Source organism: Pedobacter sp. UYP30 (assembly GCF_040547165.1).
Classification (GTDB): Bacteria; Bacteroidota; Bacteroidia; order Sphingobacteriales; family Sphingobacteriaceae; genus Pedobacter.
In genome coordinates, this window is record NZ_JBEPPD010000007.1 from 66,043 (window position 1) to 84,685 (window position 18,643).

Below are 18,643 nucleotides of genomic sequence, written 5' to 3' on the forward strand. Positions count from 1 at the left end.
TTATTTTAGTGGATTTTTGTCAAAGCTTTGAGGCGGCTCAATTTCTAAAAACTCACGATAAATCCGTTCTCTGTATGTTGTGCCAAGTTTGTTTACTTCAGTTATGAAAGTTTTGTAAGTTCCCTGGCCACCAATTAAATCCCAAAATTCGTTGCCAATTAATACAGATGCGTCTTCGTGCATATTGAACCAACGCATTGGGAAAGTCCATTTGTAATCTGATTTTTTGCCGTAAGGATTATAGACGAGTGCATAAAAAGCATAATCTACTTGCTTTGGTTCCATTGCAAGTAGTTTCAGTATTTTCTCTTTGCTTACTTTTGTCTGGTCGCTATTAGGCAATGGCCCTTTTAGCTCAAAAGCATATTTTGTGTTTGTTTCTTCATTATAGATAAAGATGTCGCAAGTTACACTCACAGGAATTGGTTCGCCACCGCCCTGTTTAATGTATTCAAGTTCTTTAGCCCAGTCTGGTTTTATTTTCGCTTTACCTTTTTGATTATGTTCAAGATTGTTAAGCACTTCTTGAATTCTACGCAAGCTTTCACTTCCAACAATTCCACTAACATTATGCCCCATTGCGCAATGTCCATGATTTTCGGTGGCTACAACTTGTGCTAACTTTTCCCAAACACCACCGAAAGGTGTTACAAATCGCCTTTCAAAATGAGAACCTTTAAATATTTCGTCAGGTACTAATGCAGCGTAAAGAGGTTTTAAAGAATGATGTTTTTCTTTAATGAATGGATCTTTTATGAGCACATTGTTCAATACCCTTTCCATCATAGTTGAAACTACATTTTTTATTCCTTCGCCAACTCGTTTTCGCTTACTCAAAATTTAATTGAAATATCTGTCTGCGAATTTACATATTTTATGTTTATGATTTTCGCCTTGAGGTCAAAAGTCGCGATTCGGGCAGGTTTGCTTTTAGCGGCCGCTAGATTGAAGATATTGGTTTAAAAAATAACCGCAATTCATAATTAGGTGAACTTTATCTTGCCCAAGTGTGAAAACCTTTGGGAAACCCTCACAAACCCTGCGCAATCACAAAACCGCTTGCCCAGGCCCATTGAAAATTGTAGCCGCCCAACCAGCCGGTAACATCTACACATTCGCCGCCAAAAAATAGGTTGGGCACTTTTTTGCACATCAATGTTTTGGAGTTTATTTCTTTGGTGTCTATCCCGCCACGCATCACTTCGGCTTTTTGATAACCTTTATCGCCGGCAGGCTTAACCTTAAACTGGTGGATGGTTTTAGCAATCATTGCCAACTCTTCTTTGCTCAAAGAAGCAATCGGTTTTTCTAATGGCAAGAATTTTGCGAATGCATCGGTTACGCGTTTGGCATAAAACCTATTTAAAAAATTAGAGAGTTGTATCTTTCCATTTAATCCGCGTTCTTTTTCTAACAAGCCGGCAATATTTTGATGTGGCAATAGGTTTAAATTAATCTCTTCGCCCCGTCTCCAATAAGAAGAAAGCTGCAAAATTGCCGGCCCGCTCAATCCCCAATGGGTAAACAATATGTTTTCTTCAAAAGAGATCTTATTGTTGCTTACCTCGCAAAAAATGCTGTTTCCAGATAAGCTTGCAAACCATTCTTCATCTTTTCCGGTAATGGTAAGCGGCACAAGCGCTGGGGCAGTTTCTATAATGCTTAAGCCAAGTTCTCGCGCAAACCGCAAGGCAAAATCGGTGGCGCCCATTTTCGGGATGGGTAAACCGCCTGTTGCAATAACCAAGCTTGGGGCGTTAACCTTATTTGTTTTTCCATTTCTTTCAAACACCACCTCAAAACCCTCGGGTTTGAGGCATATATCTACCACGTTTGCATTGCAGACAATGTTTTGGTCGAAATCTGCACATAACGACGAGAAAATCTCTACCACATCTTTGGCATTTTTTTCTTTCGGAAAAAGTTGTCCCAAGGTTTTTTCAGCGCCGTTGATGCCGTTCATTTCGAAAAAGTTAACGCTATCTTCAACAGTCCATTGGGCTAAAGCCGATTTAATAAAATGTGGATTGTTGGAGATAAATTGCTCTTCTGTAGTGTGCAAATTAGTGTAATTACATCGGCCGCCGCCAGAGATAAGGATTTTTGCTCCGGCTTTTTCATTTTTCTCCAAAACAAGTACTTTTTTGCCCAAATAACCTGCCTGCACGGCACACATCAGTCCACAAGCGCCGCCTCCAATTATAATTGCATCTGTATCCATCAATAAAAATTTATACTTTTGTACAAAAGTAGTATACTTTTTCAACGTCATGGCAAAACAGATAAGCGATTTAAAATTAGGGATTTTAGGCGGAGGCCAGCTTGGCAGAATGCTTATACAACAGGCTATCAACTACAATTTAACCACGTTTGTGTTAGATCCCGACCCAGATGCGCCGTGCAAAGACCTTTGTAAGGTGTTTGAAAACGGCTCAATTACCGATTTCGATACGGTGTACAATTTTGGAAAAAAAGCAGACATCATTACCATAGAAATAGAAAAAGTAAACATTGACGCTTTAGAACAGTTAGAAAAAGAAGGGAAAAAAGTCTTTCCGCAATCGCGCGTAATTAGGCTGATACAAGATAAAGGCGTGCAAAAGCAGTTTTTTAAGGAGAATGACATTCCTACAGCTCCGTTTCAAGTGGTTACCGGGCTAGACGATATTCGCCAAAGTTCATTTTCTTATCCTTATGTATTAAAACTTAGAAAAGATGGGTACGATGGCAAAGGGGTAATGGTAATTAACAGCGACAAAGATGTAGAAAATGCATTTGAAGCACCTTCGATTATAGAACAATATGTCGAATTTGAGAAGGAAATAGCTGTAATTGTAGCTAGAAATTCTAAAGGTGATGTGAGCACTTTTCCAATGGTAGAAATGGAATTCAATTCCGAGGCAAACTTGGTTGAGTTTTTAATCTCGCCATCTACTTATGCAGAAACGGTTCAACAACGTGCCGAGAACATTGCCAAGAATATTGCTGGGGCTATGAACATTACCGGTATTTTGGCTGTAGAGATGTTTGTTACCAAAGAAGGTGAAATATTGGTAAATGAAGTGGCGCCGCGTCCGCATAATAGCGGGCATCATACCATAGAAGGCAATTACGTTTCGCAATATGACCAATTAATTCGGGCTATTTTTAATTTGCCTTTGGGCGATACCCGCAGTTTAACCAATGCGGTTATGATTAACTTACTGGGCGAAAAAGGATTTGATGGCGTGGCGAAATACGAAAATTTAGACAAAGTATTATCGATAGATGGCGCTTATGTGCACCTTTACGGAAAAAAATACACCAAACACTTTCGTAAAATGGGGCATGTTACCGTGGTAGATATAGACCGAGAGAAAGCCATAGAAAAAGCCAGGTTTATCCAAAAAACACTGAAGGTTATTGCTTAAGTCCCCTAGGCCTTAACGGTAATGTCATAAAGTTAAGGAAAAACCTACGCAATGGCATCATTCAGAGGTTTAATATATTTCACATAAATCAACATAAATGATGTTTTTTAACGCGCTATAGCCATCTCGCTACTCCCGGCCTAGCAGCAGTTTGGAGGGAAAAATGCCAGAAGCTGCTTGCGGAAGCCGGGCACTTTGCAGCTACGAAGAGGATTCGCAGCCTTGCGAGGGAATAAGCTTAGGGAAAGGCCTCGAAGCATCGATACTAAACAGCTTGGCGAATTTTTACCCAAAGAGGTGCCAGCCTTGATTTTATTCATCAGTGTTTATTGTTTTATTTGCATTCATGAGCTCGCAGAAATGCTCGGTTTGTCTCTTTTTATCAAGAAAAAGAGAGACGCCCCTCCGGCTAGGAGAACGTAGGGAAGAGTTGGTAGCCATTTTTTATAAGACTGAAGGAACGAGTAATAAAAATGAGACATAATTTAATTAACTGATAGTAAATAACTTATGTTAAAACGTCAATGGTAGCTTCAAGAATGGTCGGGACAAGTAGTCGAAGGACAGCCATTTTATTAGTTTTTTAGATTTATTTAAGGTCTTCGACAGGCTCTGACTGACAGTAATTTAGCTTAACTTTATGGCATTGCCCCTAAGGGGAAGATAAAGAAGAGTGTTAACAATAGGTTGAAAAAAATAAATGATGATAAAAGTATTAGTAATAATATGAACGAAATAAAGGAAAAAGCCCCTTCAGGGGTTGGGGTAGTGGGCATTATTATGGGTAGCAAATCTGATCTTGGTGTGATGCAAGATGCCGCAGATGTGCTAAAAAAATTCGAAGTGGATTTTGAACTTACGGTAGTTTCTGCACATCGCACGCCACAGCGGATGTTCGATTATGCTAAAGAAGCTGCATCCAGAGGTTTAAAAGTAATTATTGCTGGCGCAGGCGGTGCTGCACATTTGCCGGGCATGGTTGCTTCCATTACAACATTGCCTGTTATTGGCGTTCCAGTAAAATCTTCGAACTCTATTGATGGCTGGGACAGCATTCTCTCTATTTTACAAATGCCAAACGGAGTTCCCGTGGCAACTGTGGCGCTAAATGCAGCAAAAAACGCAGGTTTATTAGCCGTTCAAATTTTGGCTACCGCCGATGATTCTTTGCGAGAAAAAATGCAGGCGTACAAAAACGAAATGCGAGAAGCTGTGGAGAAAAGTGCCGAGAGTTTGGGGTAGAGATTTTGAGTTGCGGGTTCAGAGTTATGCGACTAGTCGTGTAGGGGTTAGGCGGTTAGAGTTTAGTCGGTGAGGCGGTTATTTAGGTTAGTTGTCGGGCGTTTAGTCGGTTAGGTGGCTTTAGGTTTAGTTCGTCAAAAGATTAGTAGTTCTCATGTCTCAAATCTCATACCTAACTCTCGCATCTCAAGTCTTCGCTCTGCTAATTAGGTTTTTTATCCACTTTAATGTTTTGTGAATGTCTGATTTCTGACCTCTGACCTCTGATTACAACCTGCTCTCTATTCCTTGCTCTCTTAGCATTTTATCAAATTTTTTTAGATATTAGCTACATTAAATCGATTTATGGATATTTGAAAAGGAAATATTCAATAAAAATTAAAACCATGGGCAAAAAAAATGGGTCAAAAACAAAAATGGCGGTTGCGTCATTAGTTTTTGGAGTTATTTTCGTTACTGTTTTTGCGTTTAAAAATCAGCATAAAAAGATTAATGTTGTTCAAAAGCGCCCAAATATAGTTGTTATTTTGGCCGACGATTTGGGTTTTTCTGATCTTGGTTGCTACGGTGGCGAAATACAAACTCCAAATTTAGATTACCTCGCATCAAAAGGTGTACGATTTACCAATTTTTACAACACATCGCGTTGTTGTCCAAGCCGTACATCATTGCTTACTGGACTTTACAATCACAATGCGGGAATTGGCGAAATGACTACAGATGAACATTTTCCTGGCTACAGGGGGCACATCACAAAAAATGCAGTAACCATTGCAGAGGTTTTAAAGGCAGCGGGTTATCATACCGCTATGTCGGGCAAATGGCATGTGTCAAATACAGTTGTACAGCAAAATCCAAAAGAACAACTCAAATGGTTAAACCATCAAACGAGCCATCCGTTGTTTTCGCCAATAGATCAATACCCAACAAATAGAGGTTTTGAAAAATACTTTGGCAACATTTGGGGGGTGGTAGATTATTTCGATCCATTTAGCTTGGTGAGCGGCACCATGCCGATAGAAAGCGTTCCAAAAAATTATTATCACACAGACGCTATAAATGATACCGCTGTTACTTACATCAAACAGTTAAGTAAAGAAAACAAGCCGTTTTTCCTCTACGTTGCAGAAACCGCGCCACATTGGCCGTTGATGGCATTGCCCGAAGATATTGCAAAATATAAAGATACATATAAGGTGGGATGGGAGGCTGTTCGCGAGGCAAGGTACAAACGAATGGTTAGTATGGGATTGATCGATTCGACAAAAGCCATGCTTTCTGAACGCTGGAAAGATGGTTTAGATTGGAAAGACAACCCAGATAGTGCTTGGGATGCACATGCCATGGCCGTGCATGCAGCTATGGTTGATCGGATGGATCAAGGCGTTGGCCGAATTATTAAAGCTTTGAAAGAAAGTGGTCAATTAGAGAATACACTGATTGTTTTCTTGAGCGATAATGGCGCGAGTGCAGAAAATGCAGCAGCCTATGGGCCCGGATTCGACAGGCCGAGTGAAACGCGAGATGGTAGAGCTATTACTTTTAGAACGGATAAAAAAGTTTTGTCTGGTCCCGAAACCACGTATTCTTCTATCGGGCAAAGATGGGCAAACGTTGCAAATACACCATACCGCTATTGGAAACAAGAGAGTTACGAAGGCGGTATCCATACCCCGATGATTGCTTTTTGGCCGAAGGGAATTAAACTTAAAGGCGGTAGCAAGACCCAACAAATTGGGCATGTAATGGATTTTATGGCGACCTTTATTGAGTTAGCGAAAACATCTTATCCAACTAATTATCAGGGGAATACCATAACACCAATGCAAGGCATTAGCCTATTACCAATCTTTAAGGGCAAAACAAGGCAAGGCCATAAGGTGCTGTTTAACGAACATACTGGCTCTAAGTATGTGCGCTATAACGGATGGAAACTGGTGACCGGTAGCAGAGATCGCGATAAAAAATCTGTATGGCACCTGTATCATATCGCTGTAGACCAAACGGAAACGCATGATCTGGCCGCTAAATATCCTGATAAGGTAGCCGAGCTGACCCAAATGTGGAAAGATTGGGCTGTGAAAAATAAAGTGTTGCGAAAAGGGGAAAAAGAGTAAGGGCTTGAGGTATGAGACGTTAGATTTGAGAACTACTAACATTCTACAAACTAAACCTCAAACCGCCTAAACGAACAAGCGAACAAGCGACTAACCTCTAACCTCCTAACCCCCTAACCTATAACCTCTAACCCCTAACCTCAATTCAAACTCGGATCTGTCGGAAAATTGCCAATGTGCGCATATTTTGGGCCTAAATTCACCACCACGTCGCGCCAAAGTTTTTCCTCATCTTTGCTAAAAATAGTATCCGGATTTGGAATATCGCTCACCATCCAAGCATTCTGCTCCAATTCTTGCTGAAGTTGTTCCTTTCCCCAACCAGAGTAACCAATAAAAAACTTAATTTCAGACGCGGCAATAGCATTATTATTGATTAATATTTTCAAAGTTTCGAAGTTGCCGCCCCAATAAATATCATCGCCAATAGCCTCTCCACTAAGCATTTTATCATAACATCTATGGATAAAAAAAATACTATCTGTTTGTACCGGGCCGCCAAAATAAATCTTATTTTCCGCCTCGAATGTATCGTCCAATACGTCTTTAAGCTTTATTTGCTCTGGTTGATTTAATATAAAACCAATGGTTCCTTCTTCATCGTGCGCAGTAAGCAGCACTACCGATCGTTTAAAGTTTGGATCCGACATAAATGGCTCTGAAATCAATAATCTGCCTTGGGCGGGTTTTATAGTGTTGAGCATAAATTTTCTTTGTAAGCCGTTTAATTTGGCGTAAATTTGTTGGTATGCAAATTACCAGTGAAGCGCTACAAAATATGCGCCAAAATTACATTAACGCTACCTTAAATGAGGCAGATGTAGATGAAAATCCTATTGTTCAGTTTAAAAAATGGTTCGAGCATGCGATAGAAAGTAAGGTAACCGAGCCAAATGCCATGACTTTAGCTACGGTAACCAAGACAGGAAAACCAGATGCTCGCATTGTGTTACTTAAAGGTATCGATGAGAACGGCTTTCAATTTTACACCAACTACCTAAGTGCAAAAGGAAAAGAATTGAAAAAAAACCCTTATGCCAGCTTGGTGTTTTTTTGGCACGACCTAGAACGTCAGGTGCGCATTGAAGGAACGGTAACAAAGCTGGATAAGGAAACATCTGAAGCTTATTTTAAATCTAGACCTCGTAAAAGTCAAATTGGCGCCATTGCTTCTCCACAAAGTCAGGTGATCGAAAGTAGAGTTATGCTTGAAGATAAATTTAACGAGCTGGAGACTCAAAACGAGGGAAAAGAAATAGTTAAACCAGCACATTGGGGCGGTTTCCTTGTAAAACCAACCCGCATAGAGTTTTGGCAGGGTAGAAGAAGCCGCCTGCATGATCGAATTAACTATGAACTTGTCGCCAACAAATGGGTGAAGACAAGGTTGGCTCCTTAAAATTTTTGTATACATGGATCACTTGATTAGAAATATAGCTGTTTTAGGTTCTGGCACCATGGGGAATGGAATTGCACACACCTTTGCGCAGTTCGGCTACCAAGTAAATTTGATAGACATCAACCAGGCTGCTTTATCAAAAGCCTTAACAACCATACATAAAAACCTAGATAGGCAGGTTGCAAAAGAAATTATCAGCGAAAAGCAAAAAGAACAAACGCTAGCCAATATTATTTGTATTGATGACTTGGAAAAAGGCGTGGCAAATGCCGATTTTGTAATTGAAGCTGCAACAGAAAATACAGGGCTAAAATTAAATATTTTTAAAGAGTTAGATAAGTTTGCACCCAAAGCAGCAATTTTAGCATCGAATACTTCCTCTATTTCCATCACTAAAATAGCTTCTGTTACCAATAGAGGAGAAAAAGTGATTGGTATGCACTTTATGAATCCAGTGCCGGTAATGAGATTGGTTGAGGTAATTAGAGGATACGCTACGAGTAAAGAAACCACGAAAATGGTTATGGATTTGGCGACAACATTACAAAAAAACCCAGTTATGGTAAATGATTATCCAGGTTTTGTGGCCAACAGAATATTAATGCCCATGATTAATGAAGCCGTTTACACGCTTTACGAAGGCGTTGCTGGCGTTACCGAAATAGATACTGTGATGAAATTGGGGATGGCACATCCAATGGGTCCTTTGCAGCTGGCAGATTTTATTGGGCTAGATGTTTGTTTGGCCATCTTAAAAGTATTGTATGATGGTTTTGGAAATCAAAAATATGCACCTTGCCCGTTGTTGGTAAATATGGTCGCTGCTGGTAAGCTTGGCGCGAAGACTGGTGAAGGATTTTACCGTTATACAACGGGCAGTAAAGCACTTGTTGTGGCAGAAAAGTTTAAGTATCCTGAAACAATGTAAACCTAGTTTAATCTTGGATTTTTAAAGTTCCACAAACATCAGCAGATCTAAAGTCGATATGTAAGAAAGAATTCAACTTTTCTAACGAAAATTGTCAATGTGAGGTTTAATATATTTCATAAAAATGACGTTTTTTAACGCGCTAAAGCCATCTCGCTAATACCGGCCTAGCAGCAGTTTGGAGGAAAAAACGCTGGAAGCTGCTTGCAGAAACCGGACACTTTGCAGCTACGAAGAGGGTTCGCAGCCGCGCGAGGTTATGGGCGAGGGGAGGCCTCGAAGCATCGATGTAAAACAGCTTGGCGAGTTTTTGCCCAAAGAGGTGCCAGCCTTGATTTTTGTCTCTTTTTATCAAGAAAAAGAGAGACGCCCCTCCGGCTAGGAGAACGTAGGGAACAGTTGGTAGCCATTTTTTATAAGACTGAAGGAAGAAGTAATAAAAATGAGGTGTGATTTAATTAACTGATAGTAAATAACTTATGTAATCACGTCAATGGTAGGTACGAAGCAATTTTAATGAATTGCCAGACTGAGATTGCTTCCATAAAAACCTAACAATAATCGATGTAAAAAATATAAAAACAGAAATTTTTGCGGTGACTGCCTAATTTCAACTATAGAAATAAAACCAATGAACGACAACCTAGATCCATCCTCAGAAAACCTAAACCAAACCGATAGAGAAATCGAACGGGTACTGCGGCCGCAAGAGTTTGAAGATTTTACGGGCCAAGAGAAGGTAATGGAAAACCTGAAGATTTTCGTTCAAGCGGCGAAACTTCGTGGCGAATCTTTAGACCATGTATTGTTGCACGGCCCCCCAGGTTTGGGAAAAACAACCTTATCGCATATTATAGCCAATGAAATGGCTACGGGCATAAAAGTTACCTCTGGGCCAGTGTTGGATAAGCCAGGCGATCTGGCCGGATTGCTTACGGGTTTAGATACGGGCGACATTTTATTTATTGATGAAATCCACCGCTTATCGCCGTTGGTAGAAGAATATTTGTATTCTGCCATGGAGGATTTTAAAATCGACATTATGTTAGAGACTGGGCCAAATGCCCGTTCTGTACAGATTTCTTTAAATCCGTTTACCTTGGTGGGTGCCACCACGCGATCGGGGCTTTTAACTGCACCGCTTCGTGCCCGTTTTGGTATCAATTGCCGATTGGCCTATTACGATTCTAAGTTATTAACCACCATTGTATTACGGTCTTCTACCATTTTAAAAACAGAGATTAGCGATGAAGGTGCTTATGAAATTGCCCGCAGGAGCAGGGGAACCCCCAGAATTGCAAATGCATTGTTGCGTAGAACCAGAGATTTTGCCCAAATTAAAGGCAATGGTAAAATAGATACAGAAATTGCTAAATATGCCCTAAACGCGCTTAATGTAGATGAACACGGCTTAGATGAAATGGACAATAGAATACTCGTTACCATTATAGATAAGTTTAAAGGCGGGCCGGTGGGGTTGAAGACGATTGCTACTGCCGTTGGAGAAGATGAGGGCACAATTGAAGAAGTTTATGAGCCATTTTTAATTCAAGAAGGTTACATTATGCGCACTTCTAGAGGAAGAGAAGTAACCGAGGCGGCGTATAAACATTTAAAGAAAAACTATCCAAACCAAACTGGAAAGCTGTTTTAGGATGATATTTCGTTTATAAACTTGGTCAAACATATATTTTGCTCCGAAAGGAAAAATAAATTCAAATAACAATGAAACCATCAAAAATATACAGTTTTATAGCACTTGGCTTTTTACTTCTTGCATTGCTAGTGTTCGTTTCTGGCGGATATTCTTTTGTCGGCATTCCAACCATCGACTTGTTTTTTGCGCTGGTGGCTTTCGCTTATGTTACTGCGTTTATTGCATTAATGAAAAATACAAAATCCGTGCTAAGTTGGTCGGTGCTTATACTCGTTTCTATATTGGTGGTTTGCGTTATTTATTTCATTAGCAATTTTTAGTTTAAAATGTAATACTTTTAAAATACAGAAAGAAAACTTCCATAATTCACCTTATTCGTTTAGGTTGCTTTTAAAACCCTCATATTTTCCTTACCTTTGAATCATTCGCATTGTAGGCGGACATTAAAATTTTTTAACCGTTTGAAGTTTTTACTAAGAACAAATCATAGTTGTAGATGATTAATATTACGTTACCTGATGGCTCCGTCCGTCAGTATGAAAAGGGTGTTTCTGCCCACGGTATCGCCTTATCGATTTCTGAAGGTCTTGCTAGAAATGTGCTTGCCGCCGAAGTGAACGGCGAAGTTTGGGATTCATCTCGAGCCATCGAAAATGATGCGGCCGTTAAGCTACTAACATGGAACGATACAGAGGGGAAATCTACTTTTTGGCATTCTTCTGCGCATTTGATGGCCGAAGCATTGGAAGTACTCTATCCGGGAACAAAATTCGGTATCGGCCCTGCTATAGAAACAGGTTTTTATTACGATGTAGATTTTGGCGAAAGGGAATTTTCTTCAGAAGATTTTAAAGCCATTGAAAACAAAATGCTCGAGTTTGCAAAGCAAAAGCAGGTATTTGAGCGTGAAAAAGTTAGTAAAGCCGATGCAATTAAATATTTCGAAGAAAAAGGCGATGAGTATAAGTTAGACCTAATTGATGGTTTAGAGGACGGAAAAATTACTTTTTACACACAAGGAAATTTTACCGATTTATGTCGTGGCCCGCACATTCCAAACACTGGTTTTATCAAAGCCATAAAATTGATGAATGTTGCAGGTGCTTACTGGCGCGGCGATGAAACAAAAAAGCAACTTACCAGAATTTATGGGATAACTTTTCCCAAAGCTAGTGAGCTAACAGAATATCTTGCTATGTTAGAGGAAGCCAAAAAGCGCGACCATAGAAAGTTAGGCAAGGAATTAGAACTTTTTGCTTTCTCGGAAAAAGTGGGAATGGGTTTGCCGTTATGGTTGCCAAAAGGAACTGCTTTAAGAGAACGTTTGGTTAATTTTTTAACCAAAGCACAAGCTAAAGCAGGTTATGAGCAAGTTATTACACCACATATTGGGCATAAGAATTTATATGTAACTTCTGGCCATTGGGATAAATATGGCGCTGACTCTTTCCAACCGATAAAAACTCCGCAAGAAGGAGAGGAGTTCTTTTTAAAGCCGATGAACTGCCCGCACCATTGCGAAATTTATAAAACCAAGCCACGATCTTACAAAGATTTACCCGTAAGATTTGCAGAATTTGGAACCGTTTATCGCTACGAGCAAAGTGGAGAATTACATGGCTTAACACGCGTTAGAGGGTTTACACAAGATGATGCCCATCTGTTCTGCATGCCGAGCCAAGTAAAAGAAGAGTTTAAGAAAGTGATAGATTTGGTGCTTTACGTATTTAAATCTTTGGGCTTTGATAATTATACTGCACAGATTTCACTTCGAGACAAGGCAAAAAGTGATAAGTACATTGGCTCTGATGAAAATTGGCGACTATCTGAAAATGCCATTATAGAAGCAGTTGCAGAGAAAGGCTTAAACACCACTATAGAGTACGGTGAGGCGGCTTTTTATGGTCCCAAGCTAGATTTTATGGTAAAAGATGCACTTGGAAGAAAGTGGCAATTAGGTACTATTCAGGTAGATTATAACTTGCCAGAGCGTTTTGAGCTAGAATATACGGGTAGCGATAATTTAAAACACAGACCGGTAATGATTCACAGAGCTCCTTTTGGATCTTTGGAAAGATTTGTTGCTGTGCTAATAGAACATTGTGCCGGCAATTTCCCGTTATGGTTAAGTCCTGAACAATTTACCATACTGCCGATATCAGAAAAATTTGAAGAATATGCCAAAAAAGTTTTGGATGAGCTAAATAATTCCGATATTCGCGGGTTGATTGATTTTCGTGACGAAAAAATAGGCAGAAAAATCCGCGACGCAGAGGTAAAAAAAATTCCATATATGCTCGTTATTGGTGAGAAAGAGATGGAAGAGGGTAAGGTTTCGGTTAGAAAGCACGGTGTGGGAGATTTGGGGAGTATGAGTCTGGCCGATTTTAACCTCATGATTATGAATGAAATAACAATTTAGTAATATCTAAAAACAGTACAAATTTGGCATTAGGAAGACCAGGATTTAATAGGGGGCCGCGTCCACCTTTTAAGAAGAAAGAAGCAGAGCATCGCATCAACCAGTATGTAAAAGCACCAGATGTGCGTTTGTCTGGAGATAATGTAGAACCCGGAATTTACCCACTTGCACAAGCTTTGGCCATGGCCGATGAACAGGAGTTAGATTTGGTGGAAATTTCGCCGAATGCAGCGCCGCCTGTTTGTAGAATTATAGATTACAGCAAGTTTATTTACGAGCAAAAGAAAAAGCAGAAGGAGATAAAATCTAATGCAAAACAAACTGTAATTAAGGAGATTCGCTTTGGGCCTAACACCAACGAACACGATTTTCAGTTTAAGCTAAAGCATGCAATGAGCTTTTTAGAAAACGGTGAGAAAGTTAGGGCTTACGTACATTTTAAAGGTAGGGCCATTGTCTACAAAGAACAGGGTGAGATATTGCTTTTAAAATTTGCACAGGCTTTAGAAGACATAGGCAAGGTAGAGCTTTTGCCGAAATTAGAAGGCAAGCGAATGTTTTTAACCGTTGCGCCTAAGGTATCAAAGAAATAAATACACATATAATAAATATAATAAAAACAGGTTATGCCAAAAATGAAAACCAATTCTAGTTCAAAAAAGCGATTTTCGCTTACTGGAACAGGTAAAGTCAAAAGAAAGAATGCATACAAAAGCCACATTTTAACCAAAATGAGCACTAAGCGTAAACGCGCTTTAGGCCAAACCAGTCTGGTATCTGACGCCGATTTGGGAAATGTGAAACGCATGCTTTGCATCGGAAAGTAATTAATTAATTTAACCAGGTATCAGGCATTAAAGTTTCCTTTAAAAATAGGAACGCCGCTTACCAAAAAACAACAAAAACATGCCACGTTCGGTAAACGCAGTCGCTTCGAGAAGAAGAAGAAAGAAAATCCTTAAAATGGCCAAAGGCTATTGGGGAGCTAGAAGTAAGGTTTATACTGTAGCTAAAAATACGGTAGAAAAAGGTTTGCAATATGCATACCGCGATAGAAAAGTTAAAAAGAGAGAATTTCGTAGTTTATGGATTCAGCGTATCAATGCAGGTGCACGCCAGCACGGATTGTCTTACTCTCAATTCATTGGCAAGCTAACCTCAAAAGAAATTGGTTTAAACCGTAAGGTGTTGGCAGATTTGGCAATGAACCATCCAGAGGCATTTAAGGCCGTGGTTGATGCTGTAAAATAGTAGCTGCATATAAATATACTTAAAAGAGGCTTTGTTTTAGGCCTCTTTTTTGTTACAACAAGCTTTTTTCAGAAAATAAAATTTCTAATTTTCTGTTTAAAGAAGGGATAAGACACCGATTAATATATATGAAAAATTTAACCGAACGACACCAGTTCATTTTAGATCGTTTATTAACCGATCAGTTTATACAGGTGGTAGATTTGTGTGAGGAGTTGAGGGTATCGCAGGTTACCATTAGAAAAGATTTGCAGCTGCTAGAGAATAAGGGCCTTTTGTTTAGGACTCATGGCGGAGCTACCCAAAACAACCCTTATACTGTTGATATACACTTCAGCGAAAAAGAAAAGCTACAATTGGCCGAGAAGCAACGAATTGCTGCAGCTGCTGTAGTTCTTTTAAAAGAAAATGATTCTATTGTAATCAACAGCGGCACTACCGTGCTGTTTTTTGCAAAGAACATTCCCGTTATTCCTAAGCTTACGGTATTAACATCGGCATTGAATGTAGCATTGGAATTGGCCAGAGATACCAATATAGAAATCATCCAACTTGGGGGCTCTTTAAGGCAAAGTTCCTCTAGTGTTACAGGCAGTTACGCCGAGCAGATGCTTGGTGATTTCTTTTGCAACAAACTCTTTTTGAGCGTAGATGGCATAGATTTAGAGTTTGGGCTAACCACTACAAATGCAACCGAGGCCCAGTTAAGCAAAAAGATGGTCAAATCTGCGCAACGAACCATTGTATTGGCAGATTCTACCAAATTCGGACGAAAAGGTTTTGGCCGAATATGCGGCATAGAGGAGATAGACCACATCATTACAGATGGCGGTGTTTCTACGCAGATTGTAAAACACTTGGAAACAGCTGGCGTTAAGGTTACCGTTGTATAAAATAAAAGTTATATTTACCGCTTGAAAATTTAAATCCGACAATGGAAAAGAAAAGAATACACATCCTAGAAGACGATCAAGATATAAGAAACGTAATAGAGATTTTTTTAGAGGAAGAGGGATATGAAATGCAACTTTCCTCTTCATTTGCAGATCTAAAAAGGAACATTCAAGACGCGATGCCCGATTTATTTTTGCTTGATGTAATGTTGCCAGACGGAAATGGTGCAGAGATTTGCAAAGATTTAAAAGAGGATATGTTTACCAAGCACATTCCAATTATTGTGATGTCTGCCCAAAACAACAGCGAACAAAAAGCCGTAGAGGCCTTGGCCGACGATTATATTAGCAAACCATTTGATATTAACGATGTGTTGGCTAGGATTAAAGCGCAGATTAAGGATTAGGCGAGGGAGCAAGGTTAAAGAACGAAGACCAAAGCTGAAAGACTAAAGCTACCCTGACCGTCGTCAAGGTGGAAAGCAGTCTGTTTTTTACTTAAAGGCGTAAATAAAGAGCAAAGCGGTAGCCAAGGCCAGAAGGAGGAGTGTTTGAGATGCTGGCTTTTAAATTCAGACGAATTGTAAATCAGCAATCAGTTATCAGACATTTACTTAGGAACAGCTACAGGGTTTCGTAAATCAAACTCCCCTCCTTATCTTCAAGGTGGGGTCGGGGGAGATTTGGAATAGGAGCACAGAGCATCGTCTTCCGATTTCTGACATCTGATTTCCCTAAGCTGGCGCACGCATGTCGCGTGTGAGCCATCAATTCAAGTTATTTTCTTTTATCTAGTTTGTTTTTCCAAGATTTTAGCAGCTTCTTTGTATAGAAATCAAGCAAAACCAAACGGAATGAAGAACCCACTAGTGTTTTTATTAATTTGCATTTCCGCGTTTGCCTGTAACGGCATCAATAGCTTTCGCAAGCAAGCCGCTCTACCTAATTTTTTAAGAGATACAGTTCCCAAAAATCTTTCTAGCGTACCTTTTAAAAATTACTTAGAGGTAAATGCTTTCGAATGGGATTTTGTTGGACCCAATAGTCCAGATAAAATAGATGAGTCTAAGTTCGATGTGATAAAATGTTTTGGTGGAATTAGGCATTATTTAGATTGGGTAAGAATAGAGCCACAAAAAGGTAAATATACTTTTAGCGTTACACATGCGGGCGGTTATGATTACGATTTGATTTATACCCGCATGAAGGAAGCGGGACTAAACGTTTTGATAGACCTAAAAACTTGTCCAAAATGGTTGGTGAACACCTATCCCAAAGACCAGAGAGATGCGGAAAACGTGCCGGCGCCTTATGGTTTAGACAGAGGTAAGGCAAAATCATACATTTTACAGGCAAAAGCTGCCTTTCAATTAGCTGCCAGATATGGGGCCAATAAAAATATAGATAGCAGTCTACTTTTGGTAGACACAACTATTAGGTGGCACGAGGATAAACAAAACACCGTTAAAATTGGGTTGAATGTCATTAAATACATCGAATGCGACAACGAGCGTGATAAATGGTGGAAGGGAGCAAAGGCGCAGCAAAGTCCAGAAGAATACGCTGCAAATATGTCTGCATTTTACGATGGCGATAAAGGGAAATTGGGTGAAAATGTAGGGGTAAAAACTGCGGACTCAACCATGCTGGTGGTAATGGGCGGCCTTGGTACCGCTGATCCTAAGTTTGTAGAGAAAATGATTGAATGGTGCAGGAAGTATCGCGGTATTAAGCCTGATGGTAAGGTAGATTTGTGTTTTGACGTAATAAATTATCACTTATATGCCAACGACGCCGATGCGCATGGGGGTAAAGCGACCGAAGGCGTTGCGCCAGAGTTATCAAGTCTAACCGCTGTGGCGAGAGATTTTTTAAAAATGGCAAAAGAAAAGGCTAATGATATGCCAGTTTGGGTAACCGAAAGTGGTTACGATGTTGGCAAGTCAACTCCACAGCGTGCCATCCCGATCGGTAAAAAAAGTAGCGAGGTAACACAGGCAGACTGGAATTTAAGAACAGCATTGCTGTATGCTAGGTTGGGCATCAAGAAATCTATCTTTTACATGTTAGACGATGTTGATTTAAATTCTACCAGCCAATATTCTTCTTCTGGCTTTGTAAATGCAGATGGGTCTCGGCGGCCATCGGCAGATTATTTTCTGCAAACCAAAAAACTTATCGGAGATTTTAGCTATAGCGGGACGATCAATAACAACCCGATTGTTGATGTGTACAAACAAGGAAGCAAAAAGATATTTGTACTTGTTACACCAGGTCAAACAGGTATATTAACTCATTATCAGTTAGATATGGGAAATTCGAAACAAGCCACAATTTATTCCTTGCAAATAGGTAAAAACCAAATGCTTGCTAAAACCGTAAGCATATCAAATGGTAAATTAAACATAGAAGTTTCTGAGACACCTATATTTGTAGAGGTTCTTTAAGAGAGCTAGGATAGGTTGAAGCAACTGCCGAACACACGACAAAAAAGTGTATTTTTAAATTGAACGTAGTCTGAAATGGCGACTTTTTTTTACAATTAAGTAGATTGAAATTATATCTTCTAGTTAAAGCTAGTTTTCATATCTTTACCGAGACATAATCTAAACATAAAAGCATCCCAAAAATGAAAAAAATATTTAAACTTTCGCTTATACTCCTCACTTTTTTTGCTGTTAAGAGCTTTGCGCAAGAGAGCATCATACCAGAAGTTAAATATGACGACCTCGAGAAATACATCGCGTTGGCAAAACAAAATGAACCAAAGCGGAAAATATTGGCTGAGCAAGCCAGTAGTATTAAAACGGCTATACCGATGGCATCTCTTTCTTATTTAGATCTTTTTAACGGATCTTATATTTACAGACCACAAGGTAAGGTTGCAATTGACCCAGTTAACCCTTATAGTGTAAACGGTTTTCAATTGGGCATTAATTTGAATTTGGGAGCTTTTTTGCAGAAGCCTTTCGCGGTTAAAAAAGCTAAGGCAGATTATAAGGTGGCGCAATTACAGCAACAAGATTATGATGCTATCCTTACCACAGAAGTTAAGGCAAGATATTATGATTATATTCAATCTTTAGCGCAACTTAAAATCGCTACCCAGGCCGCGCAAGATAACAAGGGGGTTGCCGAAAGCCAACGCTATAAGTTTGAAAAAGGGGAAGTTACGTTAGATACTTATAATCAATCGAGGACTTTGCTTACCGAATCTAGTACTTCAAAAATTACTGCAGAGGTTAACTTTCTTAAAGCGAAAGACCAATTAGAAGAATTGATTGGGGTAAAATTAACTGATGTCAAATAGTTTAGGGCTCTTTT

The 18,643-nt window shown here is 39.6% G+C and carries 18 protein-coding genes; 15 read left to right on the top strand and 3 right to left on the bottom strand.

The window, feature by feature from the left end; translation table 11 throughout:
- The gene (locus ABIB40_RS09955) at positions 1-837 is read right to left on the bottom strand and encodes a TdeIII family type II restriction endonuclease (protein ID WP_354358547.1); all 837 of its coding nucleotides are present in this window, start codon (positions 835-837) and stop codon (positions 1-3) included.
- A 193-nt stretch (positions 838-1,030) separates the two neighbouring features.
- Entirely contained in the window at positions 1,031-2,221 is a 1,191-nt protein-coding gene (locus ABIB40_RS09960; RefSeq protein ID WP_354358797.1) for a BaiN/RdsA family NAD(P)/FAD-dependent oxidoreductase, read from the bottom strand.
- A 49-nt stretch (positions 2,222-2,270) separates the two neighbouring features.
- Between ABIB40_RS09960 and ABIB40_RS09965 the strand changes: the two genes are divergently transcribed.
- The 3 genes from ABIB40_RS09965 to ABIB40_RS09975 all read left to right on the top strand — a co-directional run bounded on the left by ABIB40_RS09965 (position 2,271) and on the right by ABIB40_RS09975 (position 6,769).
- Complete coding sequence (locus ABIB40_RS09965) at positions 2,271-3,410, top strand: 5-(carboxyamino)imidazole ribonucleotide synthase (RefSeq protein ID WP_354358549.1); 1,140 nt, start codon at positions 2,271-2,273, stop codon at positions 3,408-3,410.
- A gap of 726 nt (positions 3,411-4,136) precedes the next feature.
- Positions 4,137-4,652, top strand: coding sequence for a 5-(carboxyamino)imidazole ribonucleotide mutase (gene purE / locus ABIB40_RS09970; RefSeq protein WP_354358551.1), 516 nt, complete (start codon positions 4,137-4,139; stop codon positions 4,650-4,652).
- Between the two features lie 386 nt (positions 4,653-5,038).
- A complete protein-coding gene (locus tag ABIB40_RS09975; protein ID WP_354358553.1) occupies positions 5,039-6,769 on the top strand; it encodes an arylsulfatase in 1,731 nt (576 codons plus the stop codon).
- A 140-nt stretch (positions 6,770-6,909) separates the two neighbouring features.
- Here ABIB40_RS09975 and ABIB40_RS09980 read toward each other — a convergent pair whose 3' ends face one another.
- Complete coding sequence (locus tag ABIB40_RS09980; protein ID WP_354358555.1) at positions 6,910-7,473, bottom strand: YqgE/AlgH family protein; 564 nt, start codon at positions 7,471-7,473, stop codon at positions 6,910-6,912.
- Positions 7,474-7,517: 44 nt separating this feature from the next.
- Between ABIB40_RS09980 and pdxH the strand changes: the two genes are divergently transcribed.
- The 12 genes from pdxH to ABIB40_RS10040 all read left to right on the top strand — a co-directional run bounded on the left by pdxH (position 7,518) and on the right by ABIB40_RS10040 (position 18,629).
- A complete protein-coding gene (pdxH, locus tag ABIB40_RS09985) occupies positions 7,518-8,168 on the top strand; it encodes a pyridoxamine 5'-phosphate oxidase (RefSeq protein WP_354358557.1) in 651 nt (216 codons plus the stop codon).
- Positions 8,169-8,181: 13 nt separating this feature from the next.
- A complete protein-coding gene (locus ABIB40_RS09990; RefSeq protein ID WP_354358559.1) occupies positions 8,182-9,096 on the top strand; it encodes a 3-hydroxyacyl-CoA dehydrogenase family protein in 915 nt (304 codons plus the stop codon).
- A gap of 631 nt (positions 9,097-9,727) precedes the next feature.
- Positions 9,728-10,750, top strand: a complete 1,023-nt coding sequence (ruvB, locus tag ABIB40_RS09995; protein ID WP_354358561.1) for a Holliday junction branch migration DNA helicase RuvB — start codon at positions 9,728-9,730, stop codon at positions 10,748-10,750.
- A 71-nt stretch (positions 10,751-10,821) separates the two neighbouring features.
- Positions 10,822-11,073: a hypothetical protein gene (locus ABIB40_RS10000; RefSeq protein WP_354358563.1), complete on the top strand. Its 252-nt coding sequence runs from the start codon at positions 10,822-10,824 to the stop codon at positions 11,071-11,073.
- A gap of 176 nt (positions 11,074-11,249) precedes the next feature.
- Positions 11,250-13,175: a threonine--tRNA ligase gene (gene thrS, locus ABIB40_RS10005; protein ID WP_354358565.1), complete on the top strand. Its 1,926-nt coding sequence runs from the start codon at positions 11,250-11,252 to the stop codon at positions 13,173-13,175.
- 23 nt (positions 13,176-13,198) lie between these two features.
- Positions 13,199-13,768: a translation initiation factor IF-3 gene (infC, locus tag ABIB40_RS10010; RefSeq protein WP_354358567.1), complete on the top strand. Its 570-nt coding sequence runs from the start codon at positions 13,199-13,201 to the stop codon at positions 13,766-13,768.
- 33 nt (positions 13,769-13,801) lie between these two features.
- On the top strand, positions 13,802-14,002 hold the full coding sequence (gene rpmI / locus ABIB40_RS10015) for a 50S ribosomal protein L35 (RefSeq protein WP_354358569.1): 201 nt from the start codon (positions 13,802-13,804) through the stop codon (positions 14,000-14,002).
- Between the two features lie 79 nt (positions 14,003-14,081).
- The gene (gene rplT / locus ABIB40_RS10020) at positions 14,082-14,426 is read left to right on the top strand and encodes a 50S ribosomal protein L20 (RefSeq protein WP_354358571.1); all 345 of its coding nucleotides are present in this window, start codon (positions 14,082-14,084) and stop codon (positions 14,424-14,426) included.
- Between the two features lie 128 nt (positions 14,427-14,554).
- Positions 14,555-15,319, top strand: coding sequence for a DeoR/GlpR family DNA-binding transcription regulator (locus ABIB40_RS10025; protein WP_354358573.1), 765 nt, complete (start codon positions 14,555-14,557; stop codon positions 15,317-15,319).
- A 41-nt stretch (positions 15,320-15,360) separates the two neighbouring features.
- Positions 15,361-15,726 (top strand): response regulator transcription factor, encoded by a 366-nt coding sequence (locus ABIB40_RS10030; RefSeq protein ID WP_354358575.1) that lies wholly within the window; start codon positions 15,361-15,363, stop codon positions 15,724-15,726.
- A 447-nt stretch (positions 15,727-16,173) separates the two neighbouring features.
- Positions 16,174-17,766 (top strand): beta-galactosidase, encoded by a 1,593-nt coding sequence (locus ABIB40_RS10035; RefSeq protein ID WP_354358577.1) that lies wholly within the window; start codon positions 16,174-16,176, stop codon positions 17,764-17,766.
- A gap of 182 nt (positions 17,767-17,948) precedes the next feature.
- Positions 17,949-18,629, top strand: coding sequence for a TolC family protein (locus tag ABIB40_RS10040; RefSeq protein WP_354358579.1), 681 nt, complete (start codon positions 17,949-17,951; stop codon positions 18,627-18,629).
- Positions 18,630-18,643: the final 14 nt, after the last annotated feature.